This is a genomic window from Halorubrum sp. GN12_10-3_MGM (genome assembly GCF_005435235.1).
Lineage (GTDB): Archaea > Halobacteriota > Halobacteria > Halobacteriales > Haloferacaceae > Halorubrum > Halorubrum ezzemoulense.
The window spans coordinates 34,464-56,439 of record NZ_SGUB01000020.1; the positions used below are offsets into that span (position 1 = coordinate 34,464).

General features: G+C 72.3%; 23 protein-coding genes and 1 tRNA gene. 15 read left to right on the top strand and 9 right to left on the bottom strand.

Annotation, left to right across the window (positions count from 1 at the left end):
- The first annotated feature begins 16 nt into the window (after window positions 1–16).
- Window positions 17–167: transfer RNA gene (locus EXE47_RS18515), tRNA-Gln, on the top strand.
- Window positions 168–417: 250 nt separating this feature from the next.
- On the opposite strand, the gene EXE47_RS13770 is transcribed toward EXE47_RS18515, so the two are convergent.
- Complete coding sequence (locus EXE47_RS13770) at window positions 418–843, bottom strand: low molecular weight phosphatase family protein (protein ID WP_094521395.1); 426 nt, start codon at window positions 841–843, stop codon at window positions 418–420.
- 148 nt (window positions 844–991) lie between these two features.
- Between EXE47_RS13770 and EXE47_RS13775 the strand changes: the two genes are divergently transcribed.
- Entirely contained in the window at window positions 992–1,480 is a 489-nt protein-coding gene (locus EXE47_RS13775; RefSeq protein ID WP_137692752.1) for a hypothetical protein, read from the top strand.
- Window positions 1,481–1,532: 52 nt separating this feature from the next.
- On the opposite strand, the gene EXE47_RS13780 is transcribed toward EXE47_RS13775, so the two are convergent.
- The gene (locus EXE47_RS13780; protein ID WP_049932345.1) at window positions 1,533–1,991 is read right to left on the bottom strand and encodes a hypothetical protein; all 459 of its coding nucleotides are present in this window, start codon (window positions 1,989–1,991) and stop codon (window positions 1,533–1,535) included.
- 98 nt (window positions 1,992–2,089) lie between these two features.
- Here EXE47_RS13780 and EXE47_RS13785 point away from each other — a divergent pair, with 98 nt between their 5' ends.
- Genes EXE47_RS13785 through EXE47_RS13805 form a run of 5 tightly spaced genes read left to right on the top strand, consistent with a single transcriptional unit; the run spans window position 2,090 to window position 6,491 of the window.
- Window positions 2,090–2,644, top strand: a complete 555-nt coding sequence (locus EXE47_RS13785; protein WP_086220313.1) for a helix-hairpin-helix domain-containing protein — start codon at window positions 2,090–2,092, stop codon at window positions 2,642–2,644.
- A gap of 59 nt (window positions 2,645–2,703) precedes the next feature.
- The gene (locus EXE47_RS13790; RefSeq protein ID WP_137708456.1) at window positions 2,704–4,365 is read left to right on the top strand and encodes an anthranilate synthase component I family protein; all 1,662 of its coding nucleotides are present in this window, start codon (window positions 2,704–2,706) and stop codon (window positions 4,363–4,365) included.
- Window positions 4,362–5,033, top strand: a complete 672-nt coding sequence (locus EXE47_RS13795; protein WP_241897931.1) for an aminodeoxychorismate/anthranilate synthase component II — start codon at window positions 4,362–4,364, stop codon at window positions 5,031–5,033. Before EXE47_RS13790 ends, EXE47_RS13795 begins: the two co-directional genes overlap by 4 nt.
- The gene (locus EXE47_RS13800; protein WP_137708457.1) at window positions 5,026–5,964 is read left to right on the top strand and encodes an aminotransferase class IV; all 939 of its coding nucleotides are present in this window, start codon (window positions 5,026–5,028) and stop codon (window positions 5,962–5,964) included. The genes EXE47_RS13795 and EXE47_RS13800 overlap by 8 nt, the downstream gene beginning before the upstream one ends.
- Before the next feature lie 56 nt (window positions 5,965–6,020).
- Window positions 6,021–6,491 carry a Rieske 2Fe-2S domain-containing protein gene (locus EXE47_RS13805; RefSeq protein WP_049932353.1) on the top strand — a complete coding sequence of 157 codons (471 nt, stop codon included), beginning with the start codon at window positions 6,021–6,023 and terminating at the stop codon, window positions 6,489–6,491.
- A gap of 38 nt (window positions 6,492–6,529) precedes the next feature.
- On the opposite strand, the gene EXE47_RS13810 is transcribed toward EXE47_RS13805, so the two are convergent.
- On the bottom strand, window positions 6,530–6,973 hold the full coding sequence (locus tag EXE47_RS13810; RefSeq protein ID WP_049932494.1) for a DUF5788 family protein: 444 nt from the start codon (window positions 6,971–6,973) through the stop codon (window positions 6,530–6,532).
- Between the two features lie 116 nt (window positions 6,974–7,089).
- On the opposite strand from EXE47_RS13810, the gene EXE47_RS13815 reads away from it, so the two are divergent.
- Window positions 7,090–7,884: a YkgJ family cysteine cluster protein gene (locus tag EXE47_RS13815; protein WP_137708458.1), complete on the top strand. Its 795-nt coding sequence runs from the start codon at window positions 7,090–7,092 to the stop codon at window positions 7,882–7,884.
- A gap of 54 nt (window positions 7,885–7,938) precedes the next feature.
- On the opposite strand, the gene EXE47_RS13820 is transcribed toward EXE47_RS13815, so the two are convergent.
- The 3 genes from EXE47_RS13820 to EXE47_RS13830 form a co-directional block, all read right to left on the bottom strand.
- Window positions 7,939–8,844, bottom strand: coding sequence for a dihydrodipicolinate synthase family protein (locus EXE47_RS13820; protein ID WP_137708459.1), 906 nt, complete (start codon window positions 8,842–8,844; stop codon window positions 7,939–7,941).
- Between the two features lie 85 nt (window positions 8,845–8,929).
- Window positions 8,930–10,033: a polymer-forming cytoskeletal protein gene (locus tag EXE47_RS13825; RefSeq protein ID WP_137708460.1), complete on the bottom strand. Its 1,104-nt coding sequence runs from the start codon at window positions 10,031–10,033 to the stop codon at window positions 8,930–8,932.
- A gap of 38 nt (window positions 10,034–10,071) precedes the next feature.
- Window positions 10,072–11,676 (bottom strand): cytochrome P450, encoded by a 1,605-nt coding sequence (locus EXE47_RS13830; RefSeq protein WP_137708461.1) that lies wholly within the window; start codon window positions 11,674–11,676, stop codon window positions 10,072–10,074.
- A 91-nt stretch (window positions 11,677–11,767) separates the two neighbouring features.
- On the opposite strand from EXE47_RS13830, the gene EXE47_RS13835 reads away from it, so the two are divergent.
- Window positions 11,768–12,424 carry a helix-turn-helix domain-containing protein gene (locus EXE47_RS13835; protein WP_086216530.1) on the top strand — a complete coding sequence of 219 codons (657 nt, stop codon included), beginning with the start codon at window positions 11,768–11,770 and terminating at the stop codon, window positions 12,422–12,424.
- A gap of 115 nt (window positions 12,425–12,539) precedes the next feature.
- Window positions 12,540–12,950: a TRAM domain-containing protein gene (locus tag EXE47_RS13840; RefSeq protein WP_049932362.1), complete on the top strand. Its 411-nt coding sequence runs from the start codon at window positions 12,540–12,542 to the stop codon at window positions 12,948–12,950.
- A gap of 85 nt (window positions 12,951–13,035) precedes the next feature.
- Here the strand turns inward: EXE47_RS13840 and EXE47_RS13845 are convergent, their stop codons facing one another.
- Together EXE47_RS13845 and EXE47_RS13850 are read right to left on the bottom strand one after the other, a co-directional pair.
- Entirely contained in the window at window positions 13,036–13,755 is a 720-nt protein-coding gene (locus EXE47_RS13845) for a class I SAM-dependent methyltransferase (RefSeq protein WP_049932363.1), read from the bottom strand.
- A 133-nt stretch (window positions 13,756–13,888) separates the two neighbouring features.
- Window positions 13,889–14,281, bottom strand: a complete 393-nt coding sequence (locus EXE47_RS13850; RefSeq protein WP_049932365.1) for a PPOX class F420-dependent oxidoreductase — start codon at window positions 14,279–14,281, stop codon at window positions 13,889–13,891.
- Window positions 14,282–14,432: 151 nt separating this feature from the next.
- Between EXE47_RS13850 and EXE47_RS13855 the strand changes: the two genes are divergently transcribed.
- The 4 genes from EXE47_RS13855 to EXE47_RS13870 all read left to right on the top strand — a co-directional run bounded on the left by EXE47_RS13855 (window position 14,433) and on the right by EXE47_RS13870 (window position 17,045).
- Window positions 14,433–14,705, top strand: a complete 273-nt coding sequence (locus tag EXE47_RS13855) for a helix-turn-helix domain-containing protein (RefSeq protein ID WP_008004753.1) — start codon at window positions 14,433–14,435, stop codon at window positions 14,703–14,705.
- A 103-nt stretch (window positions 14,706–14,808) separates the two neighbouring features.
- Window positions 14,809–15,897: a glycosyltransferase gene (locus tag EXE47_RS13860; RefSeq protein WP_137708462.1), complete on the top strand. Its 1,089-nt coding sequence runs from the start codon at window positions 14,809–14,811 to the stop codon at window positions 15,895–15,897.
- A 46-nt stretch (window positions 15,898–15,943) separates the two neighbouring features.
- Complete coding sequence (gene hisF / locus EXE47_RS13865; protein WP_049932368.1) at window positions 15,944–16,762, top strand: imidazole glycerol phosphate synthase subunit HisF; 819 nt, start codon at window positions 15,944–15,946, stop codon at window positions 16,760–16,762.
- Window positions 16,763–16,856: 94 nt separating this feature from the next.
- Complete coding sequence (locus tag EXE47_RS13870; protein ID WP_137708463.1) at window positions 16,857–17,045, top strand: hypothetical protein; 189 nt, start codon at window positions 16,857–16,859, stop codon at window positions 17,043–17,045.
- 298 nt (window positions 17,046–17,343) lie between these two features.
- Here EXE47_RS13870 and EXE47_RS13875 read toward each other — a convergent pair whose 3' ends face one another.
- Window positions 17,344–19,512: a glucan 1,4-alpha-glucosidase gene (locus EXE47_RS13875; protein ID WP_137708464.1), complete on the bottom strand. Its 2,169-nt coding sequence runs from the start codon at window positions 19,510–19,512 to the stop codon at window positions 17,344–17,346.
- Window positions 19,513–19,616: 104 nt separating this feature from the next.
- On the opposite strand from EXE47_RS13875, the gene EXE47_RS13880 reads away from it, so the two are divergent.
- Window positions 19,617–21,911: an alpha-amylase family glycosyl hydrolase gene (locus EXE47_RS13880; protein ID WP_137708465.1), complete on the top strand. Its 2,295-nt coding sequence runs from the start codon at window positions 19,617–19,619 to the stop codon at window positions 21,909–21,911.
- Window positions 21,912–21,976: the final 65 nt, after the last annotated feature.

The window sequence follows — 21,976 nt, forward strand, 5'->3', positions numbered from 1 at the left end:
GGTTAGCCGAATACGAAGTCCCGTGGTGTAGTGGCCAATCATAATGGCCTTTGGAGGGAATCCGTCCGCGTCTGCGGCTCACGCGCGGCTGTCGGGTGTTCCATCAAGAACGCCCGTCGGATGCCCGAAGTCAGCCATTGACGGCGGTTCGAATCCGCCCGGGACTATCCTGCGGCGAGCAACTCCGCGAGCCGCAGGTGTCCGAATTGATTCGAGCCCAGAGGACGAGCGAAGCGAGTCCTCGCGGTTCGAATCCGCCCGGGACTATCCTGCGGCGAGCAACTCCGCGAGCCGCAGGTGTCTGAATTGATTCGAGCCCAGAAGACGAGCGAAGCGAGTCCCCGCGGTTCGAATCCGCCCGGGACTATTTCCGTCGAGAGAAACCCCCGAGTCGCACGGATACGCGGCCGGAGCCGCCTACTCCTCGTCAAAGAACTCATCGAAGAGGTCGCGCACGCGCCCCTCGACCTCGTCGCGGATATCCCGGACACGATCGATATCCTGCCCGTGCGGGTCGTCGAGCGCCCAGTCGCGCCCCTCGACGCCGTCCGGGAGCGTCAGCGTCGAACAACCCATCGTCGCGACCACGTCGCACGCGTCGAGCTCCGCGGTCGAGACCTCGCGGGGGACGCGGTCGGAAAGGTCGATGTCCACCTCCGCCATCGCCGCCACGACCTCGGGGTGGACCTCGTCCGCGGGGTGGGTCCCGCCGGTGACGACCTCCACGCGGTCGCCGAGGTCGCGCTCGCGGCGCTCGCGTTCGGCGAACGCGGCCGACATCTGGCTGCGACCGGCGTTCTGTACACAGACGAACCCGAACGTGGCGACGTCGTCTTCGCTCACACCTGCGCGTCCCGTCACGCCCGATTAAGGGTTTCTAAGAGGGATATAGAGTGGTATATACCCGACGCGGAAGACGCCGGGTCTCGCGGACGCCTTCCGCTCCGGAGCTACCTGTGTCATTTTTTACCATGCGGATCGTGGACGACCTATGGACATCCCAACCTACCGGGAGGCGGTCGCCGCGAACCGCCGCCGACACGGCTTCGAGGCGGTCGACGCGGACGTAGACGGACTCGACCACCTGTGGGAGAGTCGCGAGACGGACGACACGCTCGGCGACGTGGCGGTGTTCGCGGCGCTCGTCGAGGCGGACGAGACGGACGCGGAGACGCTCGTCGACACCGCGTCGGCGTTCCGCGACGTGCTCGTCGACCGGATCGACGCCCGACCCGAACGCGCCGACGGCGGCGAGTCGGCCACCCCGATCGGCTACGTGACGTTCGCGACGCCGGACCCCGACGCGTCGCTCCTCGGGGCGATGTCCGGATTCACGGTCGCGAGGGGGCGGACGAACGTCTTCCCGCTCGTGTACGACACGGCGGCGGAGCGGCTCCACCGCCACGAGGTGCCGCGGCTGAAGGGGCGCGGGATCTACCGCCGACAGGCGGACGACGCCGAGCGGCTCTTCGAGGCGTAGCCCGGCCGGTGCGGCGCGGACATCCGTCAGCGACCGCCGCCGCTCGCGCTCCTCAGAACAGTCCCGGGCTGGCGAGCAGCCCCGCCGTGACGATGAGCCCGACGGAGACGGCGGACGCGCCGTAGAGGAACGGCTTGGCGTCGCGGGCGGGCTCGCGGAGCTTGTCGACGTCGAGCCCGTCGGCTAGCTTCGAGCCGGCGACCTCGACGAGGCCGGTGCCGACGAACCACAGGCCGAGCATCGTCAACACGAGGTGGCCGCGGGGCGTTCCCGTCAGCCCCTCGAAGGTGTACAGCGTCCCCGCCATGTGACCGCCGGTGAGGACGAACGCGAGGGCGCCGATCCGCGTGATCCAGCGCAGGCGACCGACGACCGAACCGAGCGCGGTCGTGCCGATGTCGCCCCGGAGCGCGGCGGGGAGAATCGCGAGGGTGACGAACAGCACGCTGCCGACCCAGAGGACGGCAAAGCCGACGTGGACCGACCACATCACGGGGTTGAGAACGTCCATACCGCCGGAACGGCCCGATCCCACTTATAAACACGCGAGACGGGACGACCGGATCCCGGCGACGGTTTTTAAATATCTCGCACGTGTAGCCGCGGGCAATGGCCCTACTTCAGAAGCTCAAAGAGAAGCTCGGCTTCGGGAGCGGTTCGAGCGAGCGGGAGTCCGGCGAGACAGAAGTGACCGTCGAGCGGGAGTCGGAACCGGCCGCTGACGCGACGGCTACGGAGCCGGCCGCCGGGAGCGAGTCGGCGGCCGCCGCGGACGAGGGCGACCCCGCGGCGACCGACGCCGACGACGGAGACGCCGAGGCCGACGCGGAAGCGGTCGCCGCCGAGACGGAGGCCGCCGCCTCGACCGGGTCGCTCGTCGACGGCGAGGCGTCCGAGCCCGATGAGGCCGCGACCGACGAGGCGGCCGAACAGGCGGAGGCCGCGGCCGGCGAGGAGGACGCAGTCGCAGTCGACGGCGACGACCGCGGGCCGAGTGTCGAGGAGATCAAGGGCATCGGCCCGGCGTACGCCGAGCGCCTCGCCGGGATCGGGATCGAGACGATAGACGATCTCGCCGCGGCGGACGCGGCCGCCGTGGCCGAGGGGACGAGCGTCGGCGAGAAGCGCGCCGCGACGTGGATCGACCGCGCGAGCGAGTTCTGACGGCCGGGACGAGTCCGGTCGACCGCAACTGTTTCACCGCCACCGTCGAAGAGAGTCGCATGAACCGAACGGTACGCACCGACCGGGGCCGGTTCCGCGCGGTCGCGGCCGCGGCGCCGGACGGCGCCCGGGTCCCGGTCGAACTCCGGGTCGACGTCGACGACCCCTTCGCGGCCTACCGCCGGGCGCGGCGCGGCCCCGGTGGCGTCTTCTACGAGACGACCGGCGGCCAGTCCGGATGGGGCTACTTCGGCGTCGACCCGGTCGAGCGGCTGACCGTCTCCGACGAGGCGGTCGTCGCGACCGCGAGCGGCGAGGGGAAGGGGTCGGGCGGCAACGGGCGGACGGCCTCCACCGGCGACTACCGGCGCCCGTCGCCCTCGCTGACGGCGCTAGAGGGACTCCTCGACGGCGAGACGCTGGCCCGCGGCGACTGCGACGTGCCGTACCCGTGCGGCGCGTTCGGCTGGCTCTCCTACGACGCCGCCCGCGACCTGGAGGACTTCCCGCCGCCGGCGTCCGACGGTCCCGGAGCGGTCGACGACCGCGGCCTCCCGCGGCTCCAGGCCGCGCTCTTCGACCGGATCGCGGCGTGGGAGTGCCCTGTCGACGCCGACGGCGGTTCCGAGTCCGTCACGCTCCGAGTCACCGCCTGTCCGCGCGTCCCGGCAGGACTCGACGACCCCGACGCCGACCGCGACGCGCTCGACACGGTATTCGACGGGGGCGTCGAGCGGGCGGCGGCGCTGATAGACCGTATTGAGGGTGGAGACCCGAGTTCGGGGCCAGTGCCCGACCCGGCCGCGGCCGGCGCGACCTTCGAGAGCGACGTGGGCCGCGAGGGGTACGCCGACGCGGTCCGCCGGGTCAAAGCGTACGTCCGCGAGGGCGACACGTTCCAGGCGAACGTCTCCCAGCGGCTGACCGCGCCCGCCGCGGTCCACCCGCTCGACGCGTACGACGCCCTGCGGACGGTGAACCCGGCCCCGTACTCCGGGCTGGTCGAGTTCGGCGAGCGCCCGAGCGGAGTCGACCTCGTGAGCGCGAGCCCGGAGCTCCTCTTGGAGCGCGAGCCGACCGACGACCCCGACCGCGGCGCCCGCCTCGTCACCGAACCGATCGCGGGGACGCGCCCCCGCGGGGAGACGGAGGCGGCGGACGCCAGGCTGGAGACCGAACTGACCGGCGACGAGAAGGAGCGCGCCGAACACGCGATGCTGGTCGACCTGGAACGCAACGACCTCGGCAAGGTGTCGCGGTTCGGTACTGTCGAGGTGAGCGAGTACCGTCGCGTCGACCGCTACAGCGAGGTGATGCACCTCGTGAGCCTGATCGAGGGGGAGGCGCGGCCCGACGTTGGGCTCGCGGACGCGGTCGCGGCCTGCTTCCCCGGCGGGACGATCACGGGCGCGCCCAAGCCCCGGACGATGGAGATCATCGACGAGCTGGAGCCGACCCGACGGGGCCCGTACACCGGGTCGATGTTCGCGGCCGGGTTCGACGGACGCGCGACGCTGAACATCGTCATCCGGACGCTCGTGCGCCGCGCCGCCGAGTACCACCTCCGGGTCGGGGCCGGGATCGTCCACGACTCCGACCCGGACGCCGAGTACGAGGAGACGCTCGCGAAGGCTCGGGCGCTGGTGAGCGCGGTCGACGAGGCGCTCGTCGCCGGCGAGATGGCGGTCGACGAACCCGCTGAGGGGGTGGCGGAGCGATGACGGTGGACGAGGCCGAGACGGGCGCTGGGCCCGATTCGGAGCCCGCGGCGGCGGGAGCCGGCTGGCGTCCCGGCGCTGGCGACGCCGACGCGCGGGTGCTCGTCGTCGACAACTACGACTCGTTCGCGTACAACCTCGTCCAGTACGTCGGCGAGGTCGCCGGCGCGGTGACGGTGCGCCGCAACGACGCGGTCGACCTCGCGGGGATCCGCGCGCTCGACCCGGACGGCGTCGTCGTCTCGCCCGGGCCGGGAACCCCGGCTGAGGCGGGCGTCTCGACGGCCGTCTTCGCGCTCGACCGCCCGGTGTTCGGCGTCTGTCTCGGCCACCAGGCGCTGTGCGCGAGCCGGGGGAGTCGGGTCGGCCACGCGCCGGAGGTCGTCCACGGGAAGCCCTCGACGATAACCCACGACGGCGAGGGCGTCTTCGCCGGCCTCCCCGACCGGCTCCGCGTCGGGCGGTACCACTCGCTCTCCGTCGAGCGCGAGGCCCTCCCGGACGAGCTGGTCGAGACCGCGCGAACCGACGAGGAGCGCGAGGTCGTGATGGGCGTGCGCCACCGCGAGAAGCCGCACGTCGGCGTCCAGTTCCACCCCGAGAGCATCCTCACGCCGCGCGGGAAGCGCATGGTCCGGAACTTCGTGGAGGTGTGCGAAGAGCATGAGTGACGACACCGACCGCTCGGCGGCGACCGGCGACGGCGAGCGACTGTACCACGTCGACGGCGACCTCGTCCCGGCCGCGGAGGCGACCGTCTCGGTGGAGGACCGCGGGTTCGCCTACGGGGACGCCGCCTTCGAGACGATGCGCGCGTACGGCGGCGACGTCTTCCGGTGGGACGCGCACGCTGCCCGGCTCGCCGACACCTGCGAGACGCTGAAGCTCGACCACGGGATCACCGACGCGGAGCTGAAACGCCGCGTCGACGAGACGCTCGCCGCGAACGACCTCGCGGACGCCTACGTCAAGCTCTCGATCACGCGCGGGACGCAGCCCGGCACGCTTGACCCGCGGCCCGAGGTCGACCCAACCGTGGTCGTCATCGCGAAGCCGCTCTCCCGGGGCGGCGTCGGGAGCGATCCGGTCCACGGCGGGCCCGCCGCGCTCCAGACGACCAAGACGCGCAAGCCCGCGAGCCGCGCGCTCCCGGCCGCGGTGAAGACGCACAACTACCTCAACGGAATCTTGGCCCGGCTCGAACTCCGCGTCACCGGCGCGGACGAGGCGCTCATGCTCGACCCCGACGGCAACGTCGCGGAGGGCGCGACCGCGAACCTCTTCTTCGCCGACGGGACAGCGCTCAAGACGCCCTCGCTGGACGGACCGATCCTGCCCGGTGTCACCCGGACGACGGTGATCGAACTCGCGGAGTCGGAGGGGATCCCGGTCGAGGAGGGGACGTACGCGCCGGACGCGGTCCGCGAAGCCGACGAGGCCTTCCTCACGAACTCCACGTGGGAGGTCCGCCCCGTGGCGACCGTCGACGGCATCGCGGTCGACGGCGACGGCGAGGGGGTCGCCGGCCCGCTCACGACGCTCCTCTCGCGGCTGTTCGACCGGCGCGTCGAAGAGCGGTACTACGACGGTGAGCGGCTGTGACGGGCGGCGGCCGGGGAACGCGCAACGTTCAAGCCGGTCGCCGGCCTCCCACGGACATGGACGAGAGCCGCCGGATCGCCGGCGTCGAGGAGGTCCCGGAGGAGAGCACGCTGCTCGCGACGCTGCGCCCTGTCGACTCCGAGGCGGTCGACGAGGGCGAGGGCGACCTCGGCGAAGGCGAGGACGGCGCGCCGGAGGTCGAGGCGGTCCTCACCCGGGCCGCGGGCGAGGTGCGCGCGTTCCGGAACTACTGCCAGCACTGGACGGACGTGCGCCTCGACAAGGACGACGGGGCCTTCGTGCGCAACGGCGAGGTGTTCTGCCAGAAGCACGGGGCCACGTTCGAGGCCGACGGCGGCTACTGTAACTTCGGGCCCTGCGAGGGGGCCGTCCTCGAGTCGGTGGGCGTCGCGGTGGCGGACGACGCGGTGTACCTCGACGACGACGCCTACGAGTTCGTCCGGCTCGGCCCCTCGGCCGGGAAGGGCGACGGTAGCGGCTCGCGGATCGACTTCACCGGGAACTGAGCCCTCGGCCGGCGAGCGCCGCCGACGCCGCGCCCCGATCAGAAGCGCGTCCGACCGCCGCCGCCGGCGTCGTCGCGGCCGAGCGCCTTCTTCAGGAAGTTCATCCAGCGCTTCCGGTCCGCGGCCTCCTGCCGCTTCGCTTCCGTCTCCGGATCGGGGGCGTCGAGCCCCTCCAGCGCCTCCAGCGCGCGGTCGATCCCGATGATCGACGACGCCAGCGCCTCGCCCTCCTCGTAGCTCACCTCGTTCTCCTCGATCGGTTCGAGCCGGTCGAGGCGCTCGCGACGGAGGTTCCGCTTCGCGCGGTCGACGCGGTCGCGCTCGCCGGGCGGAATCGAGTCGCGGCGCTTGATCTCGAAGACGAACGACCGGAGGTCGATCGCCTCGCCCTGGATCTCGATCGACTCCGGGATTTCGACGCCGACCGTCGAGGACTCCCGGTTGACTCGTTCTAGGAGCTGTTTTCGCTCGTACTCCTTCACGCCCCCTCGGTAGGCAGCGGCCGCACTTCGCTCCTTCGCCCGGAGCGCGCCTGCCACCGAGGCGCCCCGGTGATCGGAAGGGACGAGGTTAACCGCGAGGCGTCGCAACGAGGCGTATGGAATCGCTCGAAGCCGAACTCGCCGCCGCCCGCGACCTCGACGTCGCCGATCTCGCGGACGCCATCGAGTCCATCGGCTTCGAGTGTACGCGCTGTGGCGGCTGCTGTACCGGCTACGCCCCCGACGAGCCGGGCGGTGCGCCCGCGGGTGAGGGAGTCGACGAGACCGAGTCGGGCTGTCACGACGGTGCCGGTTCCGAGTCGGGCTGTCACGACGACGACGGCGACCGCGAGCCCCACACCGCGACCGTCTTCCCGGACGAGGTCCGCCGGGTCGCCGACGCCGCCGAAGCGGATTCCGGCGAGGCGTACGACTGGCGCGACGTGGCCCGACCGATGCCGTTCGGGCTGGAACCGGACGCCGACGGCGAGCCGCGCGGCGAGACGTTCGAGTGGGCGCTCGCGACCGACGGCTGCGGCGACTGTACCTTCTACGAGGAGTCGGACGGCGAGGGCGCGTGTACGGTCCACGACGCCCGGCCGCTGATCTGCCGGACCTACCCGTTCAGCGTCGCCCTCAACGGGACGAGCCAGCCGATGGGCGAGGCCGTCGACGAGGCGGGCGTCGTCCGCGCCCACGAGTGCGAGGGGCTCGGCCGCGACATCTCCCGCGATGACGCCGAGGAGCTGGCCGCCGCATTGAAAGAGCGCGCGGTGCGCGAACTGGAGGAGGCGATCGGCGTCCGCGACGGCTACGACCCGACCGCCCGCGAGCGGACCGACGGCGATGTCGTCGTCTTCGACTCCGAGGGCCCGAAGGCGGCCGACGGGACACTGATCGGCGACGGGTAGCGGGCGAGGTGCGGGCGCGGGCGCGGTCGTTCGGAGGGCCCGTCCGCAGCGTTCTCAGACCACGTCCAGCGCCGCGTCCACGTCCGCGCGGATCTGCTCGCGCTCGGCCTCGTCCGGGAGCGTGAGCGGCGGCCGGACGCGGGGGTCGGGGACGAACCCGCGGTGCGCGGCCGCGACCTTCGTCGCCGGCGCGAAGCCGTGGTCGGCGCAGCGGGCGAAAAGCGGCGCGACCGCGCGGCGATGGCACGCAAGCGCGCGGTCGTCGTCCCCGTCGCGGATCGCCTCGGCGAGCGCGACGAATACCTCCGGGATCACCTGCGAGAGGGCGTGTATCCCGCCGTCGACGCCGATGCTCGCGCTCGGGTAGAGCTGCGCGTCGACGCCCTGGAACACGGCGAAGGAGTCCGGCGTCGCGGCGACCTTCGCTTCGAGGTCGGTGAGGTCGCCGGTCGTGTCCTTCATGCCGACGACCGACTCGCGACGCGCCAGGCCGGCGAGGGCGTCGAGGTCGATCGACTCGCCGACCGTCGCCGGGATGTCGTACAGGAGCACCGGGAGCGGGGCGTCGTCGACGACGGCCTCGAGGAACGCCCGCTGGCCCGCCGGTTCGGTCGACGCGTGGTAGTACGGGAGGGTGACGAGCCCCGCGTCGGCCCCGGCCGCCGCGGCGGCCGACAGGTGGTCGCGGACCCGGGAGACCGCGGTGTCGGCCGCGCCGGCGATCACCGGGACTCGGCCGTCGGCCGCGTCGACGACCGCCTCGACCACGGTCCGGCGCTCGCCGTCGGAGAGGCTGGCGAACTCGCCCGTCGTCCCGCAGGGGACCATCCCGTCGAGCCCGGCCTCGACGAGCGCGTCGACGTGGTTCGCGAGGGCATCGGCGTCGACGCCGCCGTCGGCGTCGAACGGCGTGACGATCGGGGGCGACACGGCGGCGCGCGGGAGGTCCATCTCGTCCATGCGCCCCGGTTCGACGGGGTGAGAAAAAGTCCTTGCCGCCACGGAGGGGAGCGTCGGCGTCGAAAGCGCGACCTGGACCGCGCCGTCAGTCGACGCTCACTGCCCCCGGATCGGGGTCGGTTCCGCGGTCGCGACCGCGGTACCCGTCGTACAGTCCGAGCCCGAGCGAGCCGAGCCCAAGGAGTAGGACGAGCAACTCCGCGATCCCGCCGACCCACGGAACGAGCCCGATCAGCGCGACCGCGACGACGCCGACGAGCAGGGCGAGCCACCGGCTCGGGCTGCCGAGCCGGCCGAGGATCAACGAGCCGAGGGCGTACTGTCCGTAGACGGACCCGACCCAGATCGCGACGCCGTAGGCCGCGAAGCCGACGAGCGCCACCGGGAGCCCGACGATCGTGATCGCGAGGAGCAGGAAGGCGACCGGGGCGACGACGAGCGCGAGGATCCCGACCCCGCCGCTGACGAGCGGGTCGGTGCCGACGCGGTCTCCGACTCCCCGAGAGAATCGGGGGAACGCGAACAGGAGGAGCACACCCAGTACGAGGTTGGCGACGGCGCCGTAGACGGTGCCGACCCACGAGGGCAGGAGGTCACCGCCGCCGGCGATCCCGCTCCCGCCGCCGTCGCCGAGGCTCGGGTCCTCCACGACGCCGCCGGCGACCGACGCGTCCGGACTCCGGGTGAACGTCTCGGCGTCGTACCGGAACTCGCCGTCGACGGCCGCGTTCGGACCGAGGACGACCGAGTCGGCGCCCGCACGGACGTCGCCGCCAACCGCCCCGTCGACCGTTATCGAGCCCGCGCCGACGTCGAGCGAGCCGTCGATCCGCCCGGACTCCGTCAACTCGAAGGAGCCGGCCCCGACCTCGGCGTCGCCGCCGACCGTCCCCTCGACGACGACGGTCCCGGCGGCGGCCTGAACGTTCCCGCCGACGCGGCCCGTCTCGGCGATCCGGATCGACCCGGCCGCGCCGGAGACGTCCCCCTCGACGGTGCCGCGCACGACGATCGTCGCGGCCACGGTCTCGACGCCGTCGACCGTCTCGCCCTCGGCGATGACGACTGACCCGGAGGGGCTCTGTACCGACTGGGCCGCCGCGACTCCCGTCGCGAGCGGCGAGAGGAGCGCCACCGCCGCGAGGACGAGGGCGATCCGACGGCGCGTGCTGCTGTCTGAGCGGACCATACGCGAGGAATCTCTGTCGAAGTACATATGTGTATTTGTCAACTGGTATCGGACGGCTCGTTCGCGTCGAGCGGTTCCTCCAGCGTGCGAACGCGGACGCGGACCGGTCCGTCCGGTCGCGTGTTCACGCTCGCCCGCACCGAGAGGTTGGTCGTCACCGGCTCCAGCCGCAGCCGCCGGAGCAGCGTCGCGGTCGCGAGTCGGAGCTCCTGTCTCGCGAAGCGCATCCCGATACAGTGTCGCGGGCCGCCCCCGAACGGGAAGTACGCGTACTCGGGGCGCTCACCGACCGCCGGACCGGGAGCCTCGTCGCCGTGGACGGGCCCTCCCGCCTCGTCGCCGTCGGCGGGTCCCGCCGCCCCATCGCGCAGCCAGCGCTCGGGGCGGTACGCGGTCGGGTCGTCCCACCACCGCCCGTCGCGGTGGACCGCCCACGGCGAGAGCGTCACGACGACCCCCGCGGGGACGCGGTATCCCCCGAGCCTCACCGCCTCGGTCGGCTCTCGGAAGAAGGTGTGGACGGGCGGATACAGCCGGAGCGCCTCGTCGACGGCCGCGGTCAACGCCGGGCACGCCCCGAGGTCGGCGGGGCGGGGGTCGCCGTCGAGCGCCGCGACCTCGCGCCGGACCCGCTCCTGAAATTCGGGTCTGTCGGCGAGACAGTAGAGCGCGTACGTGAGCCCGAGCGCGCTCGTCTCGTGGCCGGCGAACAGGAACGTCACCGCGTTGTCGACGAGCCGGTCGTCGTCCATCGCCCCGAGCTCCGCGGCCGCGACGAGCGTGCCGAGGAGGTCGTCCGCGGCGCCCGGGTCGGCGGGCGGGCCGGCCGCGCGGCGCTCGGCGACGAGCGTTCGGATCGTCGACCGGAGCGCCCCGATCCGCCGCCGGTACCGACGGTTCGCCGGGGTCGGCACCCATTCCGGGAGGAACGAGGTCATCCGCCCGGTGTCGAACCGCTCGGTGACGCTCTCGGCGGCCGCCCGCACGGTCTCGCGCTCCCGTTCGACGTCGCTCCCGAGCAGGCTCTCGGCGAGGACGGCGAACGCGTAGTCTGTCGCCACGGCGTGGACGTCGACGACTTCGCCGTCGTCCCACTGCGCCGCCGCGCGGCGCGCGTGGTCGACCATCGCGTCGCCGTACTCGGCCACCCGCTCGCGGAAGAACGCGGAGCGTACGGTCGTCCGCTGCTCCCGCCAGTCATCGTCCTCCGCGAGGAACAGGCCGTCGCCGAGGAGCCCGCCGAGCCGGGATCGGGGCATCTCGCCCTTCTCGTACCGGTCGTGGTCGTCGACGAGCACTCGGCGGACGGCCGCGAGATCGGTGACGAGGTAGCTCTCCGTCCCGAACACGTCGTACCGGACGACGCCGCCGTGGGCCGCGGCGCGGCGCCCGTAGAAGCCGAGCGCGTCGCTCGCCAGTTCGTGGACGTTTCCGAGCAGCGGAAGCCCCCCGGGCGCCGGCGGACGCGGCGCGTCGGGTTCGGCGCCGGCGCCGCGCTCGGCCAACGGACCGGAGCCGTCGGCGCCGCGATCGGTCGCGGGGCTGGAGCCGTCGGCGCCGCGATCGGTCGAACGACCAGCGTCGTCGGCGGTGCGTCTCGGCGGCGGTTCGGCGTCGTCGACTCGCGTCGGCTGCTCGCCCATACGGATCGATCCGCGGCGCGGCGGACTGAGTCTTGGCACGCATCTGTCCGTGTATTTTAAAACGAAGCGACCGGCACCGCGTGAGTGACCCATGCGCTACGTCCACGTCGACTTCGAGTTTCCGCCGGGAGTCAGACACCCGATGCACGACTTCCTCGACGGCGGCGACGACCGGCGGAGCGAGCTGGTGACGTGGCGGCGGCTACCCGACGAGACGCTCGCGACGCTGTTCCGGGTCGCGGCCCCGCGCGAGCGGTACCTCGACCGGCTGCGGGATATCGCCGCGATCGAGCGGTTCGAGACGTCTCCGGGCGAGCCACCCTTCTACCTCAAGGCGTACGAGCGGCTGGGCGGGCCGACGGAGACGTTCCTCGACGCGTTCGTCGACACCGAGTTCCTCTCGGTCCCGCCCGTCGTGTTCCGGCCGGCGGGCCGGCTGTCGTTCGGACTGGTCGGCCCGCCGGAGCAGCTGCGCGACGCGCTCGCGGCCGTGCCAGACCGGATAACCGTCGAGGTCGATCGCATCGGGTCGTACGGGGGCGGGCGACGGCTGGCCGGGGTGCGACTCACGGAACGCCAGCGGGAGGCGCTGCGGGCCGCGAACCGCGTCGGCTACTACGAGGTCCCGCGGACCGGGTCTGTGGAGGACGTCGCGGCGGCCATCGACTGCTCGCCGTCGACCGCGGGCGCACACCTCCGGAAGGGCGAGGCGGCGCTGGTCGACGCGTTCGTTGGCCGGAGGGAGTAGCGTCGCGACGCGCGATGGGTATATCCGGTCCCGATCGCGACGCGGGTCGATCCGGCCTGACTGTGTCGGCGGTACAACTATACTGGCCCGCGACTAGCCTCCGATGGAGTCTACTATGGAAATCTCCGAGAAGCTCCTCTGTCTGTTCAGCGCGGAAGTTCGCGAAACGGACGACGGCGAGTACGTCGTCGACGTCCCGAACCGAGAGATCGACGCCGGATCGCTGGAGCCCGGCGAGACGTACCGCGTCGCGCTCGTCGCCCGCGACGGGACCGAGGCGTCGGCTGGCGACGCCGACGAGACCGCCTCGCAAGCGGACGACGGGCCGCAGCCCCCGGTCGAGCCGGGTGAGATGCGGTACGTCGAGATCGAGGACCTCGGCAAGCAGGGCGACGGGATCGCCCGCGTCGAGCGGGGGTACGTGATCATCGTCCCCGACACCGAGGTGGGCGAGCGCGTGAAGATCGAAGTGACGGAAGTGAAGTCCAACTTCGCCGTCGGCGAGGTCGTCGAAGAGGCCGGCTGACCGGCGGCGAAGCGGGGAAGTGCCCCGGTGAAAACGAGACGGCAGGCCGCGGTGTCGTCGACGGGACAGGCCTGGCGCGTCGCGCTCACTCCTCGTCCGTCACCCGAGCGTCCCAGTACGACACCGAGGCGACGTAGTCGCCCGGAATCGTGTCGCCCGCGAGCTCGTCGAGGACCCGGAACGGCCTCGCGACCGGGCCGGGGAGTTCGCGGTAGAAGCCGTACGGTAACACGAAGTCGTGTTCCTCGTTCGCGAGCGTGAGACCCGCCTCGCCGAGCATCGCGGCCACCTGTCGCTCCGAGTAGAGCCGCGAGCCCATCGGGAGCAGCCAGGTGTACAGCGTCCGCAGGCTGCGGCTGTTGAACGTGTCGAAGAACACCTGATCGCGGCTGACCCGGCGCAGTTCCTCCGCGAACGGGACCGGGTCGTCCATCAGGTGGAAGAAGCGCATTGCGACGACCGTGTCGAAGTGGTCGTCCGGGAACGGGAGCCGCGAGGCGTCGCCGCGGAGGAACTCGACTGCGTCGGCGTGGCCGGCGGCGGCGACCTTCTCGCGGGCCTGTTCGAGCATCTCGCGGGAGACGTCGAGGCCGACCACGTCCGCGCCCTGGTCGGCGAGCATCGTCGTGAACCGTCCGGTGCCGCAGGCGACCTCCAGCACGCGGTGGCCCGGATCCATCGGCCCCAACGCGGCGAGGACGGCCTCCTTCTCCCGGCGGTCGATGAGCCGCCCGCCTCCCGAAAAGCGGACGTCGTCGTACTCTTCGGCGACCTCGTCGGCCTGGTACCAGTCCTGTCCCTTCACGTTGTCCGTGATGAACGCCGGACCGACAAAACCGTACTGGATGCGGTCCGGCGCCGACCCCGGTGCGGTCGGTCGGCTTCGACGCGACGGCGGTCGGGGCGAGCGCTCGAACGTTCGCCGAGAGCCCGGACTGTCAGCCGCTCGTGGCGACGTTCTCGGCCGGAATCTTGACGATGACTCGCGCGCCCTCCTCCTCGTCGTGGTGGGGGTACTCGTCGACGCCGAAGTACCGACGCGCGAGCTCGTCGATGTGTTCGCGCGCGCCCTCCTCGGTCAGCTTGGCCTCGCCGCGGACGGAGACGTACCGGTACGGGTCGTCGGGGTCGAGCACGCTGACGCCGACCTTCGGGTTCTCGCGGACGTTCCGCTCCTTCTGCCGCCCGCGGGCGGTGTTCACAAGGACGTACTCGCGGTCCTCGTGGTCGACCCACACCGGCGTCACGTGCGGGAGGCCGTCCGGCCCGACGGTCGCGAAGTGGGCGTACGACTCGGCTTCGAGGATGTCGACGTGAGACTCGGGGATCACGGGGTGAATGACGGGCCGCCCCCGGAAAACTCGCCTGATCGATCGTCTATGATAGCCCGGTGAGACGTGATATTAACACATTATATTATCACAGGCGGATTCCCCTATATGTAGCCAACCTTTACCACTACCCGTGGGATTCGTGTGAGACATGAGTACCAGTCCCGCGGAGACCGCTGACCAAGACCGCCTGTCCGAGTCTGAGTACCGCGACCGCCTGCGCGAGCTCCCCCCGAGCGCGAAGCTCGTGGCGAAGGTGCTGGAAGGGGACGCCCCCCTCTCGCAGGGCGGCCTCGCCGACGAGTCGCTGCTGCCCGACCGCACCGTCCGCTACGCGCTCAACCGCCTCGAGGAGGAGGGTCTCGTCGACTCGCGGTACAGCTTCAAGGACGCGCGCAAGCAGGTGTACTACCTGACCGTCTGAGCGGCTCGCGCGTCGTTGTCCCCGGCCCGCGATCGGTTCGGAGCCGACGCGGACCGGACACACACGCAGTCCTTTTTACCTCCTCGCCCCGATAACGAGACGTATGGACCTCTCGGTCGTCGTCCCGACGCTCAACGGTCGGGACCGGTTGGCCGCCTGCCTCGACGCGCTGGCGGCCGACGCGCCCGACGCCGAGGTGATCGTCGTCAACGGGCCCTCGGCCGACGGCACGACCGGCATGGTTCGCGACCGCGACGACGTCGACGTGTTGGTCGAGATCTCCGACCGAACGGTGAACGTCGCCCGTAACGCCGGCATCGAGGTTGCGACGGGCGACGCGATCGCGCTGGTCGACTACGACAACCGGATCGAGCCGGGGTGGCGCGACGCGGTCGACGACGGCCTCGACGCGGCGCCCGTGGTCTCCGGGCCGGTGACGCCGATCCCGCCGGGCGGGACGAGCGCCGCGGAGCCGGGAATCGAGGCGGACGCGGTGGAGTCGGGGGGCGGGACCGACGCCGCGAAGACCGGGTCGGCCATTCCGGACGTCCCGGACGCCGGCGACCGGAGCGCGCCTGAGCGTAGCCGGATCGCGGGGCAGAACGTTACCTACTTCGAGAGCGGGAACGTCGCGTTCCGGCGGGACGCCCTCGACGAGCTCGACGGCTTCGACGAGTACCTCCGGGTCGGCGGCGCGCGCGACGCCGCGCACCGGCTCGCCCGCATGGACCGCGAGGTGGCATGGCGGCCGGGACTCGCCGCGCGGGAGGAGCTCCCGACCCCGACCGCGGCGGACGGCGGACGCAGCGCGAGCGAGTGGGGCTGGAAGTACCGGGGGCTCGCCTATCGGCTGCTGAAGAACTACGGCGCCCGCCCGACGGCCCTCCTCCGGACCGGGTCGCACGCGCTCGCCGACGCGGTTGCCGCGGCGAAGGACGTGGTCCGCGGCGAGTCGACCCCCACGCGGTGGGCCGCGACCGGGCGCGACGTACTCTTAGGCCTCGCCGGCGGGACCTCCGACGGGCTGGTCGCGCGGCGCCGGGACCGCGGCCCCGCCCGGAACCCGAACGGCATCTCGACGCGGGCCGACCGCGCCGTCGCGAAGTACGACCGGCGGGCGGAGCGGGACCGCGGCGAAACGGAAGGAGCGGAGGACGGCGACGAGCGGGCCGCGATCGACGACGCCGAGTGAGCCCCGCGCATTTTAACCGAGGGCGCGGTCAACGAACCGACAACGAATGGGACTCACGAAGCGTATCATCCCCTGTATCGACGTCGACCTCGACGAGGACGGCGACGCCGCGGTGTACACCGGGGTCAACTTCGAGAACCTGGAGTACACCGGCGACCCCGTCGAACTGGCGAAGAAGTACAACGAGGCGGGCGCCGACGAGTTCGTCTTCCTCGACATCACCGCCAGCGCCGAGGGGCGCGAGACGATGCTCGACGTGGTGAACCGGGTCGCAGACGAGTGTTTCATCCCGCTGACGGTCGGCGGCGGTATCCGCACCAAGGCGGACATCAAAGAGACGCTCCGGGCGGGCGCGGACAAGGTCTCGATCACGACCGGCGCATTGGAGCGCCCGGCGCTCATCGAGGAGGGCGCGGCCGCGTTCGGCAGCCAGTGTATCGTCATCTCCGTCGACGCGCGGCGGCGGTACGACGACGCCGGCGAGCACTTCTACGAGGACGAGGACGGGGAGACGGTGTGGTTCGAGTGCACGAAGAAGGGCGGCCGCGAGGGAACCGGGATCGACGCCGTCTCGTGGGCGAAGGAGGCCGAGGAGCGCGGCGCGGGCGAGCTGTTCGTCAACTCCATCGACAAAGACGGCACGAAGGACGGCTACGACATCCCCCTGATGAAGGCGGTCGGTGAGGCCGTGTCGACGCCGCTCATCGCCTCCTCCGGCTGCGGGAGTCCCGAGGACATGTACGACGTGTTCACCGAGGCGGACGCCGACGCCGGCCTCGCGGCCTCCATCTTCCACTTCGGCGACTACTCGATCGCGGAGACGAAGGCGTTCCTCGACGAGCGCGGCGTGCCGGTCCGGCGCTGAACGCGGCCGGTGCGACGCTAACTACGGTCGTAGTTTCTATTTTTCACCGATTGAAACCAACAGCTATTATCCGACCGCGAACCAAGCGTAACGTATGTCCACGTCCACGTCATCCGCACGTGTTCGCGACGGGTCGCCGGAACTCGTCTGTAAACGGACCGACGACGGCGACGGCGGCGGCGAGGTGACGTTCTTCGAGCGGGACATCGACCCGGACGAGCGGACCACCCGGTGGATCACGGTCCGGGAGGAGGACTGCGTGCCGCGTGACGACTGGCGATAAGCGGCTTTCGTCGTCCTTGTGTTTTTATTTATAACCCGCTGTCAGCGGAGCGACTGCGATCACCCCGGAGCCTCAGCCGATCGCATAGCAGTCGTGAGTTGACGACCGACGGAGGCGACCTCCAAAGCTCCGCCCCGCACAGCGACCGCACCTCACGCCTCCCCAGCCTCGTCAGTCGCCTCCGCTTCGCTCCGGCGACTGACTCCCTCGCATGCGCACCTCGCGGCCGCCGGTGGCGGCCGCTCGGCGGCGCGCGCCGCTCCGCAGATCTGATGTGTAAATAGTCGCCGGGGTTCGGTCAGTCGTCCGCGGTCGCAGCGTCGGCGAACTGCGGCAGTTCGTCGTCCAGCAGCGCCACCGTGGCCAGTCGGATCGCGTGCGGCCAGCCGAGCGGCGTCGCGCTGTCGGGCGTCCCGTCGTCGAAGTACTGCTCGGGGAGGTACGTCGTCGGCTCACAGAGCGACCCGCCGGGCGAGACGTGCGCGAGCAGGTCGCGGGCCCGGGCCGTCATCTCCGCGGCGCGCGGGTCGTCGTGCGCCGCGAGCAGCGCGGCGAGCTCCGCGCAGGCGTTCGCGCCCCACGCGGTCGAGACCGTCCACACCTTCTCCGAGAGCTGGTCGGCCCGCCGCCAGCCGTCGCCCTCGTACCGGATCAGGCCGGCGATGTCGTCGGTCTCGTGGGAGAGGCCGTCGATGACCGTCTCGACGTGCGAGACCAGTCGGTCGAGGCGCTCCTCGTCGACCGCGCCGCCGGCTCCGGACCCGTCGCCCGCCGCGCCGAGCGCGTCGAAGGAGCGGTGCGCGGCCGCGAGTCCGAGCGTCGCCGAGTCGAGCCGGTCGTCGATCCCGCCGTCGAGCGTCTCGCGGACGGCGTAGCAGCCGCGCTCGGGGACCCAGAGGTCGTCGAGCGCGTCGTACACCTCGCGGGCCCGGTCGCGGGCGTGCGCGGCGAGGTCCTCCGGGAGCGACGCCACGCCGGGGACGGCGTCGGGGTCGTCGAGCGCGTCGACCGCGAGCCCCGCGCCGTGGCGGCCGAGCTCGCTGTACGCCTCGAGGAACGTCGCGGCGGTGTGGGCGAACCGGCCCGCGGAGTCCTCCCACGCGTTCTGACAGACGACCGGGCGGCCGTCCGGTTCGAGCGTGCGGTCGAGCCCAGCGAGCGCGGCGACGAGGGTCGAGTCGAGCCCCTCGACGTCGACGCCCGCCTCGCGGGCCCGCGCGAGGTACGCGACGACGCTCCCGGTCTGATCGGCCTGATAGTCCACGTCCGGCCCGTCCTCGATGCGAGCGTTCGCCCACCCGGGGGCGAGCGCGCCGTCGCGGGGCCACACCCGGTGGGGCCACGAGCCGTCGGGCCGTTGGGTGGCGACGTACATTTCGGCGGACCGCGCGTGCCAGTCGTCGAGGTCGAGGTCGACCGCGTCGGCGGCCCCGAGCAGGAAGCCGGATATCTCCGCGTCGTCGCGGAACCACGTGTAGCCGTAGCCGCCGGAGTGCTCGTAGTACGGGTCGAAGTCGGGGCCCGCGATCCGGAGCCCGGACGGCGCGGAGAGCAGCGAGAGGACCCGGAGGTCCGCGACGACCGACTCGCGGGCGGGAGCCGACTCGGGGACGGCTGGGAGCGCGTCCGCGGCCGCGTCCGCGAGCGCGTCGACGTCGTCGTGGTCGGCGAACAGCGCGTCGAGGCGCTCGCGGGCTGCCTCGCGGTCGGTCTCCGCGCGGTCCGTCAGGAGCGTGGCGACCGTCGCGACCCCGTCGTCGAACGGCACGTCGGCGATCACCTCGCCGGAGAGGCGCTCCTCCTCGTACCGGTCGCCGTCGCGGTCGCGCGGGAGCTCGGTCGGGTCGTCGGCGAGCAGCTCGGGGAACGTGGTCGGGAGCTGGCCGCGGAGGTCGGCGAAGCCGGTCGCGCTCGCGAGGAAGTCGTGCTCGTCGGCGTGGTACACCTCGACGGCGTCGTCGTAGCGGAGCTGCCCCACGCGGTCGTCGCGGCCGTCCGGCGCGAAGCGGGCGTAGACGACGAGCGACGCGTCCGCGGGGTCGACGGCGGCCCCGTCGTCGCCCCCGTCTTCCGCGCCGTCGTCCCCGCTGCTCGCGCCGTCGAACTCGACCGCGGCCCGCGTGAGGTGCGCGTCGCCGAGCGTCACGTCGTGGCGGGTGACCGTCGCGCGCGGCGTCTCGTGGACCGTCTCGACCAGCGCGGTGTCGCCGACGTACCGCTGCGTCGTGTCGGCCTCGTCGAGCCACGTGACCTCGTCGCCGACGGCGAGCCCGATCCGGGACCGAACGAGCCCGGTCCGACCGGTCAGCGGGTAGCCGAAGTCGCGGAGTTCGCCGTCGTCGCCGACGTGGACGAGTCGACCGTCCCCGCCCGAAAACCGGCCGGAGACGGTGCGCCGCTCGCCGGGGAAGCGCGTCCCGTCGCCGGCGTGGCGCTTGTAGTCGTCGAGCGCGTCGCGAAGCTGCATTACGCGAACACACGCCGCCGCTCCGTATGAAGCTTTGGTGTAATTATTGTTCACGCGTTTGCCGAACGGAAACCCTCAAATCGCGCCGCGCCGACAGGCGGGTCGTGTACGAACCCGGCCCCCCGCGAACGACGAGCGTCGGCGAGTCCGTCGAGCTGGCGGCGCGGTCCCCGGACGCCGACGGCACGTACCGCTGGCGCGTCCGCGACGCGCCCGCTGACAGCGCGCTCTCCGCCGGAGACGGCCCGGACCCAGACGCGACCGGCCCGCCGAGCACGGCGACGGCAGCGGGTTCGGCGGCCTCGACCGCGGTGCTCCGCGCGGGCGAGACGAGCCGCGACGACGACCCGGTCGTCCACCTCGCGCCCGACGCTCCCGGCACGTACGTCCTCGCGCTCGACGCGCCCGACGGGACGCACCGACAGCGCGTCCGGGCCTTCCCGGACGAGCGACGGGAGACGGAGATCCGCGTCCCGGCCGCCGACATCCCGACGGACGGCGACGACGAGGTCGACCGCGTCTCCCTGCTGTGGCCCCACAACGAGAACCGCCTCGGGCTCGACCGGGCCGAGCGCGACGGCGACGAGTGGGTCGCGACGGTGCGGGTCCCGCCCGGACGCCACGGCTTCGGCTTCGTCCCCGACGGCGACCGCTCGGCGGCGTACCACGGCGACTGCGAGGTCCCCGGCCCCGGGCGACCGCGGATATCGCTCGACGCGGCCGTCGTCGAGGGCGACGGCCCCGAGGAAAGTGACCGGCTCCGCCTGACGGCCGAGATCGAGCCCGCGCCCGCCGTCGACGACGTTGAGCGCGCCGGCGATCCGGACGCCCTCGACGTGACGTTCCTCGTCGACGACCGCGACGCCGACCCGGAGACGGTGGCGGCGATCGAGTCGCGCGCCGACGGCCGGACGCTCTCGGTCCCGCTCGACGAGCTCCCGGACTCGGTCCGGATCCGCGCGGCCCCGCACGGTGAGCGGTACGGGGCTGCGGAGACGGTGCGGGTGGAGACGGACGCGAGCGACGGAGACGCTGCGGAGGCGACGGCCGCGTCGGTCGCGGTCGCCGACCCGAACCCGACGCCCGAGTGGGCCGAGTCCCCGACGATCTACGAGGTGTTCGTGCGGTCGTTCGCGGGCGACACGCTGCCGACGACGTTCGCGGAGATCGAGCGCCGAGTCGAGTACCTCGACCACCTCGGCGTCGACGCGCTCTGGCTCACGCCCGTCCTCGCCTCGCTGACGGACCACGGCTACCACGTCACCGACTACTACGACACCGCCGCGGATCTCGGCTCGCGTGAGTCGTTCGAGTCGCTCGTCGACGCCTGCCACGACGCCGGCATCCGGGTCGTCTTCGATCTAGTGATCAACCACACCTCCCGCGACCACCCCGCCTTCCAGCTCCACTCGGCCGGCGTCGACGCGTACGCGGACCACTACCGCCGGACCGACGCGGCCGCCGACGTGACCGGGATCGACTGGGCCGAACTCGGCGACGGCGACGCGCCCGACTACTACTTCGAGTGGGGCCGCATCCCGAACCTCAACTTCGACAGCCCGGCGGTCCGCGGGTGGCTCCTCGACGTGGTCGACGAGTGGGCCGGCGTCGTCGACGGCTTCCGCGCCGACGTGGCGTGGGGCGTCCCGCACGGCTTCTGGAAGGAGGTGGCAGACCGCGTGCCGGACGACACGCTGCTCCTCGACGAGACGCTGCCCCACGACCCCTTCTACGGCGAGGGGGAGTTCCACCGCCACTACGACACCTCGCTGTACGAGACGCTCTGCGCGGTCGGCGCGGGCGAGGAGCCGGCCGACGCGGTCGAGGCCGCCCTCGCGCGCGGCGAGTGGCTCGGCTTCGACGACGGCCGCTCGCAGATGCGGTACGTCGAGAACCACGACGAGGACCGCTACCTCGCGGAGTACGGTCGCGACGCGCTCCGCGCCGCCGCCGCGGTGACGTTCACCCTGCCGGGGGCGCCGATGATCTACGCCGGGCAGGAGCGCGGCAACGAGACGTACCGCGGGCCGATCCGGTGGCACGACGGCGACAACGATCTCACCGACTTCCACCGGCGGCTGGTCGCGCTGCGCGGGGCCGAACCGCTCCTCCGCGACGGCGACGTGACGTTCGAGGGTCGCGCGGCCGACGTGCGCGTCGTCGAAGGGGACGCGGAGCGGGTGACCGCGTACGAGCGGACACCGGCGGGGGGAGACGGGAGCGAGGCCGATCCCCTGCTCGTCGTCGTCAACTTCGCGACGGAGCCGGCGACCGTCGCCGTCCCCGACGGGGTCGAGACGGACCTGCTCGGCGACGGAAGCGCAGTGGACCGCGACGGCGGCGGCGACGGCGATGCCGGGGTCCGGGTCGCGGTCGACGCCGCCGCCGTGCTCCGGTGACCGGTCGCCGTCGCCGCCGTGCTCCGGTGACCGGTCGCCGTCACCGTCGCCGCCGTCGCGGAGCG

What these genes read in the sequence shown, in the direction of transcription:
- EXE47_RS13775 (WP_137692752.1), top strand. Translation starts at nt 992, where the DNA reads ATGGACATCCCAACCTACCGGGAGGCGGTCGCCGCGAACCGCCGCCGA.
- EXE47_RS13780 (WP_049932345.1), bottom strand. Translation starts at nt 1,991, where the DNA reads ATGGACGTTCTCAACCCCGTGATGTGGTCGGTCCACGTCGGCTTTGCC.
- EXE47_RS13785 (WP_086220313.1), top strand. Translation starts at nt 2,090, where the DNA reads ATGGCCCTACTTCAGAAGCTCAAAGAGAAGCTCGGCTTCGGGAGCGGT.
- EXE47_RS13790 (WP_137708456.1), top strand. Translation starts at nt 2,704, where the DNA reads ATGAACCGAACGGTACGCACCGACCGGGGCCGGTTCCGCGCGGTCGCG.
- EXE47_RS13795 (WP_241897931.1), top strand. Translation starts at nt 4,362, where the DNA reads ATGACGGTGGACGAGGCCGAGACGGGCGCTGGGCCCGATTCGGAGCCC.
- EXE47_RS13800 (WP_137708457.1), top strand. Translation starts at nt 5,026, where the DNA reads ATGAGTGACGACACCGACCGCTCGGCGGCGACCGGCGACGGCGAGCGA.
- EXE47_RS13805 (WP_049932353.1), top strand. Translation starts at nt 6,021, where the DNA reads ATGGACGAGAGCCGCCGGATCGCCGGCGTCGAGGAGGTCCCGGAGGAG.
- EXE47_RS13815 (WP_137708458.1), top strand. Translation starts at nt 7,090, where the DNA reads ATGGAATCGCTCGAAGCCGAACTCGCCGCCGCCCGCGACCTCGACGTC.
- EXE47_RS13820 (WP_137708459.1), bottom strand. Translation starts at nt 8,844, where the DNA reads ATGGACGAGATGGACCTCCCGCGCGCCGCCGTGTCGCCCCCGATCGTC.
- EXE47_RS13825 (WP_137708460.1), bottom strand. Translation starts at nt 10,033, where the DNA reads ATGGTCCGCTCAGACAGCAGCACGCGCCGTCGGATCGCCCTCGTCCTC.
- EXE47_RS13830 (WP_137708461.1), bottom strand. Translation starts at nt 11,676, where the DNA reads ATGGGCGAGCAGCCGACGCGAGTCGACGACGCCGAACCGCCGCCGAGA.
- EXE47_RS13835 (WP_086216530.1), top strand. Translation starts at nt 11,768, where the DNA reads ATGCGCTACGTCCACGTCGACTTCGAGTTTCCGCCGGGAGTCAGACAC.
- EXE47_RS13840 (WP_049932362.1), top strand. Translation starts at nt 12,540, where the DNA reads ATGGAAATCTCCGAGAAGCTCCTCTGTCTGTTCAGCGCGGAAGTTCGC.
- EXE47_RS13855 (WP_008004753.1), top strand. Translation starts at nt 14,433, where the DNA reads ATGAGTACCAGTCCCGCGGAGACCGCTGACCAAGACCGCCTGTCCGAG.
- EXE47_RS13860 (WP_137708462.1), top strand. Translation starts at nt 14,809, where the DNA reads ATGGACCTCTCGGTCGTCGTCCCGACGCTCAACGGTCGGGACCGGTTG.
- hisF (WP_049932368.1), top strand. Translation starts at nt 15,944, where the DNA reads ATGGGACTCACGAAGCGTATCATCCCCTGTATCGACGTCGACCTCGAC.
- EXE47_RS13870 (WP_137708463.1), top strand. Translation starts at nt 16,857, where the DNA reads ATGTCCACGTCCACGTCATCCGCACGTGTTCGCGACGGGTCGCCGGAA.
- EXE47_RS13875 (WP_137708464.1), bottom strand. Translation starts at nt 19,512, where the DNA reads ATGCAGCTTCGCGACGCGCTCGACGACTACAAGCGCCACGCCGGCGAC.